Genomic DNA, 16,186 nt, shown 5'->3' with positions numbered 1-16,186 from the left:
GCCGCGCAGAGGAGCGCGTGGTGGGAAGGGCTGCACAGTCCGAGGCTGGAACCATTACAGCCAAGACGGCGGCGGAGCAGGCGACCTATTGGGCATGGCAACCTGGGCGCGAAGATCATTTCTTCAGTGAGCGACCCTATTCACAGCTGGATGATCAAGCTGAAAGCTAGAAATCGCTGTTAAGGCCTATGGCCTCAGCACTCGATGATGTTCACCGCCAGCCCGCCCCGTGCCGTTTCCTTGTACTTGACGGACATGTCGGCTCCCGTCTCCTTCATCGTCTTGATGACCTTGTCCAGGGAGACCTTGTGGGAGCCGTCGCCGCGCATGGCCATCTTCGCCGCCGTGACCGCCTTGACCGCGGCCATGCCGTTGCGCTCGATGCAGGGGATCTGGACGAGGCCGCCGACCGGGTCGCAGGTCAGGCCGAGGTTGTGCTCCATGCCGATCTCGGCGGCGTTCTCGACCTGTTCGGGGGACCCGCCGAGCACCTCCGCCAGCGCGCCCGCCGCCATCGAGCAGGCCGAGCCGACCTCGCCCTGGCAGCCGACCTCGGCGCCGGAGATGGAGGCGTTCTCCTTGAAGAGCATGCCGATGGCGCCCGCGGCGAGCAGGAAGCGTACGACCCCGTCCTCCTTCTCCTCGGCCGAGGAAGCGCCGGCGACGAAGTTGACGTAGTAGTGCAGGACCGAGGGGATGATGCCGGCGGCGCCGTTGGTGGGGGCGGTCACGACGCGGCCGCCCGCCGCGTTCTCCTCGTTCACCGCCATCGCGTACAGGGTGATCCACTCCATGGCGTGGGCCGCCGGGTCGCCCTCGGCGCGCAGCTGGCGGGCCGACATCGCGGCGCGGCGGCGGACCCGGAGGCCGCCGGGCAGGATGCCCTCGCGGGACATGCCGCGCGCCACGCACGCCTGCATGACCCGCCAGATGGCCAGCAGCCCCTCGCGGATCTCCTCCTCGGTGCGCCAGGCCCGCTCGTTCTCCAGCATCAGCGCGGAGATCGACAGGCCGGTCTCCTTGGTCAGCCGCAGCAGCTCGTCGCCCGTGCGGAAGGGGTACTTCAGGACGGTGTCGTCCAGCTTGATGCGGTCCTCGCCCACCGCGTCCTCGTCCACGACGAAGCCGCCGCCCACCGAGTAGTACGTCTTCGAGAGCACCTCGGCGCCCGTCGCGTCGTACGCCCACAGCGTCATGCCGTTCGCGTGGTAGGGCAGCGCCTTGCGGCGGTGCAGCACCAGGTCGTCGTCGAAGGAGAAGTCGATCCCGTGCTCGCCGAGCAGGTCGAGGCGGCCGGAGGACCTGATCTTCTCGACCCGTTCGTCGGCGCTCTCGACGTCCACCGTGCGGGGCGAGGCGCCCTCCAGGCCGAGCAGGACCGCCTTGGGCGTGCCGTGGCCGTGGCCGGTCGCGCCCAGGGAGCCGTACAGCTCCGCGCGGACCGAGACCACGGGGGCCAGCAGGTCCTCGTTGCGCAGGCGGAGCGCGAACATGCGGGCGGCGCGCATCGGGCCGACCGTGTGGGAGCTGGACGGGCCTATGCCGATCGAGAACAGGTCGAAGACCGAGATGGCCACGGGGAACTCCTCAAAGCGGGGTGAAGCGGGGTGGAGCGGAAAGGGGTACCGCGCGCACCTTCCAGTGTGCGCGGTACCCCGCGAAACGGAACTACTTCCCCAGACCGGGGTACAGCGGGTGCTTGTCGGCCAGGGCGGTCACCCGGGCCTTGAGCGCGGCCGCGTCGTAGGACGGCTTGAGGGTCTCGGCGATGACGTCCGCGACCTCGGTGAAGTCCTCGGCGGTGAAGCCGCGGGTCGCCAGCGCCGGCGTGCCGATCCGCAGGCCCGAGGTCACCATCGGCGGCCGGGGGTCGTTCGGGACGGCGTTGCGGTTGACCGTGATGCCGACCTCGTGGAGGCGGTCCTCGGCCTGCTGCCCGTCCAGCTCCGACTCGCGCAGGTCGACCAGGAGCAGGTGGACGTCGGTACCGCCGGACAGCACGTTCACCCCGGCCTCGCGGGCGTCGGCCGCCGTCAGCCGCTCGGCGAGGATGCGCGCGCCCTCGACCGTGCGGGCCTGGCGCTCCTTGAACTCCTCCGAGGCGGCGACCTTGAAGGAGACCGCCTTGGCCGCGATCACGTGCTCCAGGGGGCCGCCCTGGAAGCCCGGGAAGACGGAGGAGTTCAGCTTCTTCGCGAAGGCCTTCTTGGCGAGGATGATCCCGCCGCGGGGCCCGCCGAGCGTCTTGTGCGTGGTGGAGGTGACCACGTCCGCGTACTCCACCGGGTTCGGGTGCAGGCCCGCCGCGACGAGGCCCGCGAAGTGCGCCATGTCGACCCACAGGTACGCCTCGACCTCGTCGGCGATCCGGCGGAACTCGGCGAAGTCCAGCTGCCGCGGGTACGCCGACCAGCCGGCGATGATCACCTTGGGGCGGTGCTCCTTGGCGAGCCGCTCGACCTCGGCCATGTCGACCAGGCCGGCGTCGTCCACGTGGTACGCGACCACGTCGAACTGCTTGCCGGAGAAGTTCAGCCGCATCCCGTGGGTCAGGTGGCCGCCGTGGGCGAGGTCCAGGCCGAGGATGGTGTCGCCGGGCTGGGCCAGCGCGAAGAGCGCGGCCTGGTTGGCGGAGGCGCCCGAGTGGGGCTGCACGTTGGCGTACTCGGCGCCGAACAGGTCCTTGACCCGGTCGATGGCGATCTGCTCGGCGACGTCGACGTGCTCGCAGCCGCCGTAGTAGCGCCGGCCCGGGTAGCCCTCGGCGTACTTGTTGGTGAGGACCGAGCCCTGGGCCTCCATGACCGCGACCGGGGCGAAGTTCTCCGAGGCGATCATTTCGAGGGTGGACTGCTGGCGGTGCAGCTCGGCGTCGAGCGCGGCGGCGACGTCCGGGTCGAGTTCGTGCAGGGGCGTGTTCAGAAGCGACATCGGTCACAAGTCCTTAGGAGCCGGAGCCGGAGAATGCGGTGTACTCGTCCGCGGAGAGCAGGTCGTCCGGCTCGTCCGCCACCCGCACCCGGAACAGCCAGCCGCCCTCGAAGGGGGCGGTGTTCACCAGCGCGGGGTCGTCCACGACGTCCTGGTTGATCTCCGTGATCTCGCCCGAGACGGGGGAGTACAGGTCGCTCACCGACTTGGTCGACTCCAGCTCGCCGCAGGTCTCGCCCGCGGTCACCGTGTCACCGACCTCCGGGAGCTGGACGTACACGACATCGCCGAGCGCGTTGGCCGCGTGCTCCGTGATGCCGACCGTCGAGACGCCGTCCTCGGCGCCCGACAGCCACTCGTGCTCCTTGCTGTAACGCAGCTGCTGGGGGTTGCTCATGGCTTGAATTCTCCTGTACGCCGGGGAGTGCTGGTGCGGTGGGAGCGGGGTGGAGCGGGCGATGTGCCCGAGGTCACCGGACGGCCGGCTCCTGAGGCCGCCGGGCGGTGCCGGTCCGCGCTCGCGGACCAGTGTCGCCGACGGCGGCCGCCGGCCGGGGTCACTTCTGGTGACGGTGGACCGGGGTCACTTCTCGCGCTTGTAGAACGGCAGCGCCACGACCTCGTACGGCTCGTGGGTGCCCCGGATGTCGACGCCGACCCCGGCGGTGCCGGGCGCGGCGTGCACGGCGTCCACGTACGCCATGGCGATCGGCCTGCCGAGCGTGGGGGAGGGCGCGCCGGAGGTGACCTCGCCGACGACCTCGCCGGCGACGACGACGGGGTACCCGGCGCGCGGGACGCGGCGACCCTCGGCGACCAGCCCGACCAGGACGCGCGGGGGCCGCGTCGCGGCGCGGGAGGCGGCCTCGGACAGCGCCTCGCGGCCCACGAAGTCGCCCTCCTTCTCGAACTTCACGACCCGGCCGAGTCCGGCGTCGAAGGGGGTGAGCGAGGTGCTCAGCTCGTGCCCGTACAGCGGCATGCCGGCCTCCAGGCGCAGCGTGTCGCGGCAGGAGAGCCCGCAGGGGATGAGCCCGGCCGGGGCGCCCGCCTCGGTCAGCGCCTCCCACAGCTTCGCGGCGTCGGCCGGGGCCACGAACAGCTCGAAGCCGTCCTCGCCCGTGTAGCCGGTGCGCGCGATCAGGGCCGGGACGCCGGCGACGGTGCCGGGCAGGCCCGCGTAGTACTTCAGGCCGTCGAGGTCGGCGTCGGTGAGGGACTTCAGGATGCCGGGGGACTCGGGGCCCTGGACGGCGAGCAGGGCGTAGGCGTCGCGGTCGTCGCGCACCTCGGCGTCGAAGCCCTCGGCGCGCTCGGTGAGGGCGTCCAGCACGACCTGGGCGTTGGAGGCGTTCGCCACGACCATGTACGCGGTGTCGGCGAGGCGGTAGACGATCAGGTCGTCGAGGATGCCGCCGTCGGTGCGGCAGATCATGGTGTAGCGGGCGCGGCCGGTCTTCACGCCGCCGATGTTGCCGACCAGGGCGAAGTCCAGGAGGGCGGCGGCCTGCGGCCCGCTCACGGTGATCTCGCCCATGTGGGAGAGGTCGAAGAGACCGGCCCGGGTGCGGACGGCGAGGTGCTCGTCGCGCTCGGAGCCGTACCGCAGGGGCATGTCCCAGCCCGCGAAGTCGGTCATCGTGGCGCCCAGCGAGCGGTGCAGGGCGTCGAGGGCGGTGCGGCGCGGTACGGCGGAGGCGTTGCTGCTCATCGGCTGGGGCTCCCAAGGCATGACGGCGAGGTCTTTCCTCCCCATCTGTCATCGAAACCTGAGAGGTTCGCCGTGGCCACCGGTGGGCGTGGTGGTCACCGACTTGCACCTTGGGTGGGACCGGCGCCCGGCTGACGGACGGCGGCCCGCTTTTCAGATGTGCCTCGCCCGCGCGGTAACGGGGCCTGAGAGATTCAAGGGAGGGACTTGCTCCTTCGGCGCCCGGGCACTCGTACACCTGCGTGTACACGTACCCGGAACTCTCCCGCGCGGATTCAAGCGGCCGGTATGCAGTTGGCGGGCACATCATTGCACGCCTCACCGGAAAGCACGCCCCCCGGAGATCTGTGACGGGGCTGTGGCAGGACGGGGACGGAAAAGGAGGACCGGCGCATTACCTTCTCTTTACACTCGACGGGGGATGGGTGTCCCGACCCCATGGGGAGGACGATCAGGGTGAACAGGACCAGGGCGTACGCGACCGGCTCGGGCATCGCGATGCCCAAGCAGCCCCCCGCCCCGGCCAGGGAGGCGTGCGGCCCGTTCCCGGTGCCCGTCGTCCGCGACCTGCGGGACCGGGCGGGCCACAGCCCGCACGGCCTGCGGTTCGGGGCGGCGGACCTGGTCGTGGTCACGGGCCTGCCGGGCAGCGGCAAGTCGACCCTGATGCGCCGGGCGGTGACCGGCCGCCGCATCGACTCCCAGGACACCCGCGACCGCTGGGACGCGCGCCTGTCCCGCTTCCTGCCGTACGCGGTCTACCGGCCCCTGGTGCGGGCCGCGCACTACGCGGGCCTGCGCCGGGCCCTGCGCTCGGGCGAGGGCGTGGTCGTGCACGACTGCGGTACGCAGGCCTGGGTGCGCGCCTGGCTCGCCCGCGACGCCCGGCGCCGCGGCGGCACCCTGCACCTGCTGCTGCTCGACGTCGACCCCGGCACGGCGCTGGACGGCCAGCGCGAGCGCGGCCGCGGCGTCTCGCGGTACGCGTTCGCGCGCCACCGCGGCGCGGTCGCCCGGCTGCTGCGCGCGGTGGAGAAGGGCGAGCTGCCCGACGGCTGCGGTTCCGCGGTGCTCCTGGACCGGGCCTCGGCGGACGTGCTGCGACGCATCGATTTCGGCGACTAACCTCGTCAACCGCACACGGCGGTACGAGCAGGCGGTGGAGATGGACTTCCCGGCACAGGACATTCCGGCACAGGGTTCCCCGGCCGGGGCACACCCGCACCCCCACGCGGGCTGGCCCGGCAACGAACTGGAGGAGGTGCTCGCCGCCTCCCTGGGGCTGCCGCCGTCGCCCTCGACGGGCGCCCGCATCGTCGAGACCGCCGGGCGCAGCTTCCTCTGGGTGCCGCTGCCCGAGGGCGGCGGCCCGCACAGCGGTCCGCTCGACCTGCCCACGATCGAGCTCGGCGGGCAGGCGTACGTGCCGGTCTTCACCTCCCAGCAGCAGTTCCGCCAGGTCGTGGGCGACCACATGGCGTACACCGTGGCGCCCGCCGTGGAGTTCGCGCGGGGCCTGCCGCCCCAGGTGGGCATCGCGCTGAACCCGGACGGCACGGTCGGGGTGCCGCTGCCCCCGCCCGCCGTCGCGGAGCTGTGCCGCACGGGCCGCACCGAGCTGGACGGGTCCGTGAGCGGCGGCCGGGTGCGGCTGTTCCAGCCCGACTGGCAGGACGACCCGCTGGACTTCCTGGCCGCGGTCTCCGCGGAGTTCGACGGCTCCGGCGCCGTGCTGAGCGCCCGGCGCTGCCTGGCGAGCATCGAGGGCGGCGACCCGGTGATGTTCATCGGCGTCGAGGCGGTCCACTGGGACGAGTCCGCCCGTACGCTCCCGCTCGACGCGGTGGGCCGCGCGCTGGGCCGCGTCCCGGTGGCCCACCCGGTGAACCTGGTCTTCCTGGACGTCGCCCAGGACCCGGTAGCCGACTGGCTCCGCGAAAAGGTCCGCCCGTTCTACACCCACACCTTCTGAGCGGGCCCGCCCCGTCAGGGGGCGCCCGTTCAGGGGCGCGGGGAACTGCGCGCCCGGCCCCCACCGGCCCGCAGCCAAAGCACTACACAGAGTCCCGAGCTCCAAACGCCAAACCCAGCGGAGCGCAACGGTGCTGTCCGGATCGACACTTAAGCTGGTTTCATGGCTCGTCGGGGTGGTGCGAAGTTCAAGCGAACGCGCCGCTCCACCGAAGGAAAACCCGTATGTCGGGGATGTCGCGAAGGGGCGGTAGAAGGTGAGCGCGTCGGGCACGGCCGCGGCCGGGCAGGTCGAGCACATGCTGCGCCAGGTGACGCCCGGGCGTTACGACGCCTACGAGGCGCTCCTGCGCGCCCTCGCGACACCGTCGTCCGGCCAGGTCTGGATGCTGCTCTGGCACGGCCAGGCCGGCTCCCCGGACGCCCAGTACGGGAACATGGAGGTCGACGGCTTCGGCTACGCCCCCTGTGTGACCTCGGCGCAGGAACTCTCGGCCAGCGGCTGGAACCGTTCGTACGAGGTGGTCGACGGGCTCGACGTGGCCCGCACCCTCTACCCGGACCACTTCGGCCTCTGGCTGAACCCGCACGCGCCGGGCGGCGGCGTCGGCATCCCCTGGCTGGACCTGCGCCGCATCGCCACCGGTCTGGAACGGCAGCCCGCGGGCCCGCTGCGGCTGTCCGAGCCGGGCATCGAGATCCCGCAGTTCTACGCCCTGCTCACGCAGAACGCGCACCGCACCACCGCCGTGCGCTCGCTGCGCCGCGCCTGGGTGCAGCCCGCGCTCGGGGCGCCCTACCTGGCCATCGGGCTCGACGTGTACGACACCAGTCCGCCCGCGGTGGACTCGGTGCGGGCGATGATGCAGCAGTCCATCGGCGCGGTGCCGGACGGGCTGCCGGTGTCGACCGTCGCGATGTCGGACGCGTACGACCCGGTGGCGCTGTGGCTGCGCGCCAACGCCCGGCCGTTCTACGACCGCGAGGCGCACGCGGCGCCGGTGCAGGCTCCGGCGGCGGGCGGTTACGGGTTCCCCGGCACCTACTGAGATGATCCTGGTGGACGGAGTCCGTCCGGGGGTCCAACCCGTGGAGCACCCGCTCCCGCACCCATGCCGCCGTTGATCGGAATGTCCCGATCTACGCGGGTAAATGGGTGGGGAGGCCCCTTTCGCCCCAAGTGTCATGTGTCCGCACCCTGTTACCCGGCGTTCGGATAACGGAACCCTCCTGACGGCATCACGTTTGCGCATCCATTCACCGTCAGGGCTGGCTTCAGATCACCGAGGCGTTGAAGACTCCCCGTCCAGGGGGTTTAAACCTCCAGAGATGTGTACGACGGACTGATCACGCCGCTACAGCGGCAAGCGTGGGCCGGCTACCGCCGGTTGAGAGGGGTCCCTGCCACGATGACGGCACCATTGCACGAGCCGACGGCCGAAGCCGCGCCGAGCGCGGCCGAAGAGGCGGCGCTCGTTGCCGGCTCCGGCGAGGCGAAGGCGGTACAAGGACGTTCCCTCGGCCGCATCGCCTGGGAGCGCCTGAAGCGGGACAAGCTGGCTCTGGCGGGCGGCGTCGTCGTCCTCGTGCTGATCCTGGTCGCGGTGTTCGCCCCGCTGATCGCGAGCCTGGTCGGCCAGGACCCCGAGACGCACCACGAGGACCTGATCGACCCGCTCTTCTCGACCCCCACCGGATCCTTCGGCGGCATCAGCGGGGACCACCTCTTCGGTGTCGAACCCGTCAGCGGCCGCGACATCTTCGCCCGCATCGTCTACGGGGCCCGGATCTCCCTGCTGGTCGGCTTCCTGTCGGCCCTGGTGGCCGTGGTGCTCGGCACGATCCTCGGCGTGCTCGCCGGCTTCTTCGGCGGCTGGGTCGACGCCGCCGTCAGCCGCGTGATGGACGGCCTGCTGGCCTTCCCGCAGCTGCTCTTCATCATCGCGCTGGTCTCGGTCATGCCGAACGAGATGCTGGGCCTGACCGGCACGGGCGTGCGCCTGTTCGTGATGATCCTGGTGATCGGCTTCTTCGGCTGGCCCTACGTCGGCCGCGTGGTGCGCGGCCAGACGCTCTCCCTGCGCGAGCGCGAGTACGTGGAGGCCGCGCGCAGCCTCGGGGCCGGGCGGTTCTACATCCTGTTCAAGGAGCTGCTGCCCAACCTGGTCGCGCCGATCATCGTCTACACGACGATGATGATCCCGACCAACATCCTCACGGAGGCGGCGCTCAGCTTCCTGGGCGTCGGCGTGAAGCCGCCGACCGCCTCGTGGGGCCAGATGCTCTCCGCCGCGATCGACTACTACGACTCGGACCCCATGTACATGGTGATCCCGGGTGTGGCGATCTTCATCACCGTGCTCTCCTTCAACCTCTTCGGCGACGGCGTACGCGATGCGCTCGACCCGAAGGGCTCCCGCTGAACTGCCGTACCCCCAAGGGCCCGTCATCTGTCGACGGGCCGCTACATATCGGAGGATCCGAGTGAGTACCCAACGCACCACAGGGCGGCGCAAGCAGGCCGTGGCAGCCGCAGCCGTGGTCGCTGCACTGCTGTCCACGGCGGCGTGCGGCGGCGGCGACGACAACGACGGCGGTGGCTCGAAGAGCGGCGCGGCCGGCTTCGACGCCGCGAACAACAAGGTCGCCCAGGCCTCCGCGGCCAAGAAGGGCGGCACGCTGAAGTTCGCGGCCGCCCAGGACGCCGACTCGTGGGACACCACGCGCGGTTACTACGGCTTCATGTGGAACTTCAGCCGTTACTACAGCCGCCAGCTGGTGACCAACGCCACCGAGCCGGGTGCGAAGGGTGCTGCGGTCACGCCGGACCTCGCCGAGAAGACGGCGGAGATCTCCGACGACGGCAAGACCTACAAGTACACGCTGCGTGACGGCGTCACCTGGGAGGATGGCAAGCCCATCACCTCCAAGGACGTCAAGTACGGCATCGAGCGCGCGTGGGCGCAGGACGTGCTCTCCGGCGGTCCGATCTACCTTCAGCAGGTCCTCGACCCGAAGAAGGAGTACAAGGGCCCGTACAAGGACAAGTCCGCGGACAAGCTGGGTCTGAAGGCGATCGAGACGCCGGACGACAAGACGATCGTCTTCAAGCTGCCCGAGGCGAACTCGGACTTCGAGGAGATGCTCGCGCTGACCTCGGCGTCCCCGGTCCGCCAGGACAAGGACACCAAGTCGAAGTACGGCCTGAAGCCGTTCTCGTCCGGCCCGTACAAGTTCCAGTCGTACACGCCGAACAAGAGCCTGATCCTGGTCCGCAACACCGAGTGGAAGCAGGCTTCCGACCCGGTCCGCAAGGCGTACCCGGACAAGATCACGGTCAACTTCTTCACCAACGCCAATGACATGGACCAGCGCCTGATCAACGGCGACTACGACCTGGACCTCGGTCAGACCGGTCTCTCCCCGCAGGGCCGCACCAACGCCCTGAAGCAGCACAAGGAGAATCTGGACAACCCGGTCTCCGGCTACATCCGCTACGCGGTCTTCCCGCAGAGCGTCAAGCCGTTCGACAACGAGCACTGCCGCAAGGCCGTGATCTACGGTGCCGACCACGAGTCGCTCCAGACCGCTCGTGGCGGCCCGGTCGCGGGTGGCGACATCGGCACCAACATGCTGCCGCCGTCGGTCCCGGGCTCCGAGGGCCAGAAGTACGACCCGTACGAGTCGGCCACGACGAACAAGAACGGCAACGTCGCCAAGGCCAAGGAAGAGCTCAAGGCCTGCGGCAAGCCGAACGGCTTCAAGACCACCATCGCGGTCCGCAACAACAAGCCCGTCGAGGTCGCCACGGCCGAGTCCCTCCAGGCCTCGCTGAAGAAGGTCGGCATCACCGTCGACATCGACCAGTTCGACGGTGCCCAGACCACCGGCATCATCGGCAGCCCCTCGAACGTGAAGAAGAAGGGCTACGGCATCATCATCATGGGCTGGGGCCCGGACTTCCCCAGCGTCCAGGGCTACGGTCTGCCCCTGTGGAGCGGCGACTACATCCTTGAGAGCGGCAACAACAACTTCGCCCTGATCAAGGACAAGACGATCGACGGCCTCTTCAAGGACTACACGAAGGAGCTCGACGACGCGAAGAAGGCCGAGATCTCCAAGGAGATCAACCACAAGGTCATGGAGGGCGGCTACTACCTGCCCTTCGTCTTCGAGAAGTTCATCAACTGGCGCTCCAGCCGCCTGGCGAACGTCTACACGTCCGACGGTTACAGCGGTCAGTACGACTTCGTGAACCTCGGCCTCAAGAAGTAACACCGACCGGCGCACCCGCCACACGGTACGAAAGGCAGGTGAAGGCCGGCGCGGCGTGACCCGCGGGCCACCGGAAGACCTCCGGTGGCCCGCGGCACCGCCGCCGGGCCGAGAGCAGTGCTCGCATACCTCATCAGGCGGCTCTTCGCCGCCGCAGTGATGCTGGTGATCATCATCCTGGTGGTCTTCGGCATCTTCTTCCTCGTCCCCCGCTGGGCGGGCGTGGACCCGGCCACGATGTTCGTCGGCAAGCAGGCGGACCCTGCGGCCATCGAGGCCGTGCGGCAGAAGCTCGGTCTGGCAGACCCGATCTTCGCCCAGGTCTGGGAGTTCTTCAAAGGCCTGTTCGTGGGCCGTACGTACTCCGGCGGCGGCGACGTCACCAAGTGCGCTGCCCCCTGCTTCGGTTACTCCTTCCGCAGCGAGCAGGCCATCTGGCCGGTGCTCACCGACCGCTTCCCGGTGACCCTGGCGCTCGCGCTCGGTGCCGCCGTGCTGTGGCTGCTCTTCGGTGTCGCGGCGGGTGTGCTGTCCGCGCTCAAGCGCGGGTCCCTCTGGGACCGCGGCGCGATGATCGTCGCCCTCGGCGGCGTCTCGCTCCCCATCTACTTCACCGGTCTGCTGTCGCTGGCGATCTTCAGCTACGGACTGGGCTGGATCGACGCCCAGTACGTGCCGCTGGAGGAGAGCTTCACCGGCTGGTTCGGCGGCATGATCCTGCCCTGGGTCACGCTCGCCTTCCTGTACGCCGCGATGTACGCCCGCATCACCCGCGCCACCATGCTGGAGGTCCTGGGTGAGGACTACATCCGCACGGCCCGCGCCAAGGGCCTGACCGAACCCGTCGTCATCGGCAAGCACGCCATGCGGTCCACCATGACGCCGATCCTGACCATGCTCGGCATGGACCTCGGTGCGCTCATCGGTGGCGCGATCCTCACCGAGACCACCTTCAGCCTCCCCGGCCTCGGCCAGGCGGTGCTCAAGGCGATCAGCGACAAGGACCTCCCCGTCATCCTGGGCGTCACGCTGATCACCTCGCTCGCGGTGATCATCGCGAACCTGCTGGTGGACCTGCTGTACGCCGTGATCGACCCCCGAGTGAGGCTCTCATGACCGAACTCAGCAAGAGTGGAGCCGCGGTCGGCGAGCCCGTCAAGGGTTCGCCCGCCCCCTCCGCCTTCCTCGAAGTCCGTGACCTCAAGGTGCACTTCCCGACCGACGACGGCCTGGTCAAGTCCGTCGACGGGCTCACCTTCTCGCTGGAGAAGGGCAAGACCCTCGGCATCGTGGGCGAGTCCGGTTCGGGCAAGTCGGTGACCTCGCTCGGCATCATGGGCCTGCACACCGCCGGCCAGTACGGCAAGCGCAAGGCCCAGATCTCCGGTGAGATCTGGCTGGACGGCACCGAGCTGCTCTCCGCCGACCCCGACCACGTGCGCAAGCTGCGGGGCCGCGAGATGGCGATGATCTTCCAGGACCCGCTGTCCGCGCTGCACCCGTACTACACGATCGGCCAGCAGATCGTGGAGGCCTACCGGATCCACCACAAGGTCGACAAGAAGGTGGCCCGCAGGCGGGCGATCGAGATGCTCGACCGCGTGGGCATCCCGCAGCCCGACAAGCGCGTGGACAGCTACCCGCACGAGTTCTCCGGCGGTATGCGCCAGCGCGCGATGATCGCGATGTCGCTGGTCAACAACCCCGAGCTGCTGATCGCGGACGAGCCGACGACCGCCCTGGACGTGACCGTCCAGGCGCAGATCCTCGACCTCATCCGGGACCTGCAGAAGGAGTTCGGCTCCGCGGTCATCGTCATCACCCACGACCTGGGCGTCGTCGCCGAGCTCTCCGACGACATCCTGGTGATGTACGGCGGACGCTGCATCGAGCGGGGTCCGGCCGAGAAGGTCTTCTACGAGCCCAAGCACCCCTACACCTGGGGTCTGCTGGGTTCCATGCCGCGGCTCGACCGCGACCAGACCGAACGGCTGATCCCGGTCAAGGGCTCCCCGCCCTCGCTGATCAACCTCCCGACGGGCTGCGCCTTCAACCCGCGCTGCGCGTACGCGGACGTCCCCAAGGACAACGTCACCCGCACGGTCCGCCCCGAGCTGTCCGAGGTCGGCAGCCAGCACTGGGCCGCCTGCCACATGACGCAGGAGCAGCGGGAGCGGATCTGGACCGAAGAGATTGCGCCCAAGCTGTGAGCGAGGACAAAGCTGTGACCCCTTCCGCGCAGAGTGGTGGCGCGACCCTCACCAAGGACGCCGCGCCCGGCGAGACGCTCCTGAAGGTGACCGGTCTGCAGAAGCACTTCCCGATCCGCAAGGGCCTGCTCCAGCGGCAGGTCGGCGCGGTGCGGGCGGTCGACGGCCTCGACTTCGAGGTCAAGTCCGGCGAGACCCTGGGTGTCGTGGGCGAGTCCGGCTGCGGCAAGTCGACGATGGGCCGGCTGATCACGCGGCTGCTCGAACCGACCGCGGGCACCGTGGAGTTCGAGGGCAAGGACATCACCCACCTCGGGGTCGGCGCGATGCGCCCGATGCGCCGTGACGTCCAGATGATCTTCCAGGACCCGTACTCGTCGCTGAACCCGCGCCACACCATCGGCACGATCGTCAGCGCCCCCTTCAAGCTCCAGGGCGTCACGCCCGAGGGCGGTGTCAAGAAGGAGGTCCAGCGGCTGCTGTCGGTGGTCGGGCTCAACCCCGAGCACTACAACCGCTACCCGCACGAGTTCTCCGGCGGCCAGCGCCAGCGCATCGGCATCGCCCGCGCGCTCGCGCTCAACCCGAAGATGGTCGTGGCCGACGAGCCGGTCTCCGCGCTCGACGTGTCGATCCAGGCGCAGGTGGTGAACCTGCTGGACGACCTCCAGCAGGAGCTCGGCCTCACCTACGTGATCATCGCGCACGACCTGTCCGTGGTGCGTCACGTCTCGGACCGCATCGCCGTGATGTACCTCGGCAAGATCGTCGAGCTGGCGGACCGCGACTCGCTGTACAAGGCGCCGATGCACCCGTACACCAAGGCGCTCATGTCCGCGGTGCCGATCCCGGACCCGCGGCGCAAGTCGGCCAAGAGCGAGCGCATCCTCCTCCAGGGGGACGTGCCCTCGCCGATCGCACCGCCCAGCGGCTGCCGCTTCCACACCCGGTGCTGGAAGGCCACGCAGATCTGCAAGACCACCGAGCCGCCGCTCCTGGAGCTGAAGCCCGGCCAGCAGGTCGCCTGCCACCACCCGGAGAACTTCGAGGACCAGGCACCGCAGGACACCGTGCTGCTGACCGTCGCCAAGGAGGCGGCGGAGCTGGTGGCCGACGAGGTGCTCGCGGAGTCCGCGGCCACCTCGGCCGCGGTCGCGGCGGAGGTCGCCGCGGAGACGCCCGCGAAGGCGGCTCCGGTCGCGGAGACCCCGGTGGCGAAGGCTCCGGCCACGGAGGCCCCGGTGGCGGAGACCCCGGCTGCGGAGGCTCCCGTCAAGGAGACTCCTGCCGACGAGAAGTAAGCAGCAGAGAAGCAAGTAACACCGAGCCCCCGCCTTGCAACGCAAGGCGGGGGCTCGGTGTTGGGTGAGAATACAGAGGTGCTCCAGCAACTCTTCACCCCCTCCGTCCAGCACACGCTCGAACTCGTCGGCATCTTCGTCTTCGCGATCTCCGGCGCGCTGCTGGCCGTCCGCAAGAACTTCGACGTCTTCGGCATCGCCGTCCTCGCGGAGGTCACCGCACTGGGCGGCGGGCTCTTCCGCGACCTGCTCATCGGGGCCGTGCCGCCCGCGGCCTTCACCGACCTCGGGTACTTCCTGACGCCGCTCCTCGCCACCGTGCTCGTGTTCTTCCTGCACCCCGAGGTGGAGCGCATCCAGCTCGGGGTGAACGTCTTCGACGCGGCCGGCCTCGGCCTCTTCTGCGTCTCCGGCACGACGAAGGCGTACGAGTACGGCCTCGGCCTCACCGCATCCGCGACCCTGGGCCTGGCGACGGCGGTCGGCGGCGGCGTGCTGCGGGACGTGCTCGCCAACGAGGTGCCCTCGCTGCTGCGCTGGGACCGCGACCTGTACGCGGTGCCGGCCATCGTCGGCGCCACGATGGTCGTCCTGTGCATCCGCTACGACGTGCTGACCCCCGTCACCTCGGCGCTCGCCGTCGTCACCGCCTTCGTGCTGCGGCTGCTCGCGATGCGGTACCACTGGCGCGCCCCGCGGGCCTGGAACCGGCGCTCGACGGCCGTGGAGGTGCAGGAGTGATCCGCGGGGTCGTGTCCCGAGGGCCCGTGCTCCGGTGACCTGTGTTCACCCGCGCTCCGGTGACCTGTGTTCATGTAAAGGAAACAGAAAAAGCTACTGCTTAGTAATTGCCTGTTGTACCGTGCAGGCATGCCAGAAGCAGCTTCCGCGCACGCGACCCGGGCCAGGATCGGCGACAGCGAGTTCGACCGCGACACCGCCCTCACCCGGCGGGAGACGGGCGTCTACGACATCGACCTGTCCGCCGGGTGGACGATCATCAACGCCGTCAACGGCGGCTACCTCCTCGCCGTCCTGGGCCGCGCGCTCGCGGACGCGCTGCCGCACCCCGACCCGTTCACGGTCACCGCGCACTACCTGACCGCGTCCCAGCCGGGCCCCGCGGTCGTGCGCACCGAGGTCGTACGCACCGGCCGCACCCTCTCCACCGGCCAGGCGTCCCTGTTCCAGTACGACGACGGGGGCCGCGAGGTCGAGCGCATCCGCGTCCTCGCCTCCTACGGGGACCTCGACGGCCTGCCCGACGACGTCCGCACGGCCGCGGAGCCGCCCGCGATCCCGCCGCTCGACCAGTGCTTCGGCGCCGCGGACAGCCCCGACGGCGCCCCTGTCCCCGGCAGTTCGGCCATCACCGACCGGCTGATGCTCAAGCTCGACCCCCACACGCTCGGCTGGGCCCTCGGGGCGCCGTCGGGCAAGGGGGAGATGCGGGCCTGGTTCGGCCTCGCCGACGGCCGCGACGCCGACCCGCTCTCGCTGCTCCTCGCGGTGGACGCGCTGCCGCCCACCGCCTTCGAGATCGGGCTGTCCGGCTGGGTGCCCACCGTCGAACTCACCGTGCACGTGCGCGCCCGTCCGGCGCCGGGTCCCCTGCGGGTCTCCATCACCACGCGCAACCTCGCCGGCGGCTTCCTGGAGGAGGACGCCGAGGTCTGGGACAGCACGGACCGCCTGGTCGCCCAGTCCCGCCAACTCGCCCGCGCGCCCCTGACGGGGCCGGGCTCAGCCCAGCCAGTGGTGGCGGCCGATGCTGATCAGCCGCATCC

At 70.1% G+C, this 16,186-nt stretch carries 14 protein-coding genes and 2 riboswitches; of the genes, 10 read left to right on the top strand and 4 right to left on the bottom strand.

The window, feature by feature from the left end; translation table 11 throughout:
* Positions 1-194: 194 nt before the first annotated feature.
* From FGF04_RS02305 to gcvT, 4 genes are all read right to left on the bottom strand, one after another.
* On the bottom strand, positions 195-1,577 hold the full coding sequence (locus FGF04_RS02305) for an L-serine ammonia-lyase (protein ID WP_149509492.1): 1,383 nt from the start codon (positions 1,575-1,577) through the stop codon (positions 195-197).
* Between the two features lie 91 nt (positions 1,578-1,668).
* A complete protein-coding gene (glyA, locus tag FGF04_RS02300; protein WP_149509491.1) occupies positions 1,669-2,931 on the bottom strand; it encodes a serine hydroxymethyltransferase in 1,263 nt (420 codons plus the stop codon).
* 13 nt (positions 2,932-2,944) lie between these two features.
* Positions 2,945-3,328 (bottom strand): glycine cleavage system protein GcvH, encoded by a 384-nt coding sequence (gene gcvH, locus FGF04_RS02295; RefSeq protein ID WP_149509490.1) that lies wholly within the window; start codon positions 3,326-3,328, stop codon positions 2,945-2,947.
* A 186-nt stretch (positions 3,329-3,514) separates the two neighbouring features.
* Positions 3,515-4,642 (bottom strand): glycine cleavage system aminomethyltransferase GcvT, encoded by a 1,128-nt coding sequence (gcvT, locus tag FGF04_RS02290; protein WP_149509489.1) that lies wholly within the window; start codon positions 4,640-4,642, stop codon positions 3,515-3,517.
* A gap of 35 nt (positions 4,643-4,677) precedes the next feature.
* Positions 4,678-4,805, bottom strand: a riboswitch (glycine riboswitch).
* Positions 4,806-4,920: riboswitch (glycine riboswitch) on the bottom strand.
* A gap of 160 nt (positions 4,921-5,080) precedes the next feature.
* On the opposite strand from gcvT, the gene FGF04_RS02285 reads away from it, so the two are divergent.
* From FGF04_RS02285 to FGF04_RS02240, 10 genes are all read left to right on the top strand, one after another.
* The gene (locus FGF04_RS02285) at positions 5,081-5,767 is read left to right on the top strand and encodes an AAA family ATPase (protein WP_188113927.1); all 687 of its coding nucleotides are present in this window, start codon (positions 5,081-5,083) and stop codon (positions 5,765-5,767) included.
* 40 nt (positions 5,768-5,807) lie between these two features.
* Complete coding sequence (locus FGF04_RS02280) at positions 5,808-6,614, top strand: enhanced serine sensitivity protein SseB (RefSeq protein WP_149509488.1); 807 nt, start codon at positions 5,808-5,810, stop codon at positions 6,612-6,614.
* 256 nt (positions 6,615-6,870) lie between these two features.
* The gene (locus FGF04_RS02275; protein ID WP_149509487.1) at positions 6,871-7,662 is read left to right on the top strand and encodes an enhanced serine sensitivity protein SseB C-terminal domain-containing protein; all 792 of its coding nucleotides are present in this window, start codon (positions 6,871-6,873) and stop codon (positions 7,660-7,662) included.
* Positions 7,663-8,022: 360 nt separating this feature from the next.
* Entirely contained in the window at positions 8,023-9,036 is a 1,014-nt protein-coding gene (locus tag FGF04_RS02270; RefSeq protein ID WP_149509486.1) for an ABC transporter permease, read from the top strand.
* 61 nt (positions 9,037-9,097) lie between these two features.
* Positions 9,098-10,888: an ABC transporter substrate-binding protein gene (locus tag FGF04_RS02265; protein ID WP_149509485.1), complete on the top strand. Its 1,791-nt coding sequence runs from the start codon at positions 9,098-9,100 to the stop codon at positions 10,886-10,888.
* A 117-nt stretch (positions 10,889-11,005) separates the two neighbouring features.
* On the top strand, positions 11,006-12,004 hold the full coding sequence (locus tag FGF04_RS02260) for an ABC transporter permease (RefSeq protein ID WP_149509524.1): 999 nt from the start codon (positions 11,006-11,008) through the stop codon (positions 12,002-12,004).
* Complete coding sequence (locus FGF04_RS02255) at positions 12,001-13,098, top strand: ABC transporter ATP-binding protein (protein WP_149509484.1); 1,098 nt, start codon at positions 12,001-12,003, stop codon at positions 13,096-13,098. Before FGF04_RS02260 ends, FGF04_RS02255 begins: the two co-directional genes overlap by 4 nt.
* A gap of 14 nt (positions 13,099-13,112) precedes the next feature.
* A complete protein-coding gene (locus FGF04_RS02250) occupies positions 13,113-14,399 on the top strand; it encodes an ABC transporter ATP-binding protein (protein ID WP_235882139.1) in 1,287 nt (428 codons plus the stop codon).
* A 78-nt stretch (positions 14,400-14,477) separates the two neighbouring features.
* On the top strand, positions 14,478-15,140 hold the full coding sequence (locus FGF04_RS02245; RefSeq protein WP_149509482.1) for a trimeric intracellular cation channel family protein: 663 nt from the start codon (positions 14,478-14,480) through the stop codon (positions 15,138-15,140).
* A gap of 129 nt (positions 15,141-15,269) precedes the next feature.
* The coding region (locus FGF04_RS02240; protein ID WP_149509523.1) for a thioesterase family protein at positions 15,270-16,186 on the top strand (917 nt) is incomplete at its 3' end.

The organism is Streptomyces apricus, from assembly GCF_008369065.1.
Lineage (GTDB): Bacteria > Actinomycetota > Actinomycetes > Streptomycetales > Streptomycetaceae > Streptomyces > Streptomyces apricus.
The sequence above is the reverse complement of the archived record's forward strand: the minus strand, read 5'-3'. Positions and strand labels throughout refer to the sequence as shown.

What these genes read in the sequence shown, in the direction of transcription:
- FGF04_RS02270 (WP_149509486.1), top strand. Translation starts at nt 8,023, where the DNA reads ATGACGGCACCATTGCACGAGCCGACGGCCGAAGCCGCGCCGAGCGCG.
- glyA (WP_149509491.1), bottom strand. Translation starts at nt 2,931, where the DNA reads ATGTCGCTTCTGAACACGCCCCTGCACGAACTCGACCCGGACGTCGCC.
- FGF04_RS02255 (WP_149509484.1), top strand. Translation starts at nt 12,001, where the DNA reads ATGACCGAACTCAGCAAGAGTGGAGCCGCGGTCGGCGAGCCCGTCAAG.
- gcvH (WP_149509490.1), bottom strand. Translation starts at nt 3,328, where the DNA reads ATGAGCAACCCCCAGCAGCTGCGTTACAGCAAGGAGCACGAGTGGCTG.
- FGF04_RS02285 (WP_188113927.1), top strand. Translation starts at nt 5,081, where the DNA reads ATGGGGAGGACGATCAGGGTGAACAGGACCAGGGCGTACGCGACCGGC.
- FGF04_RS02280 (WP_149509488.1), top strand. Translation starts at nt 5,808, where the DNA reads ATGGACTTCCCGGCACAGGACATTCCGGCACAGGGTTCCCCGGCCGGG.
- gcvT (WP_149509489.1), bottom strand. Translation starts at nt 4,642, where the DNA reads ATGAGCAGCAACGCCTCCGCCGTACCGCGCCGCACCGCCCTCGACGCC.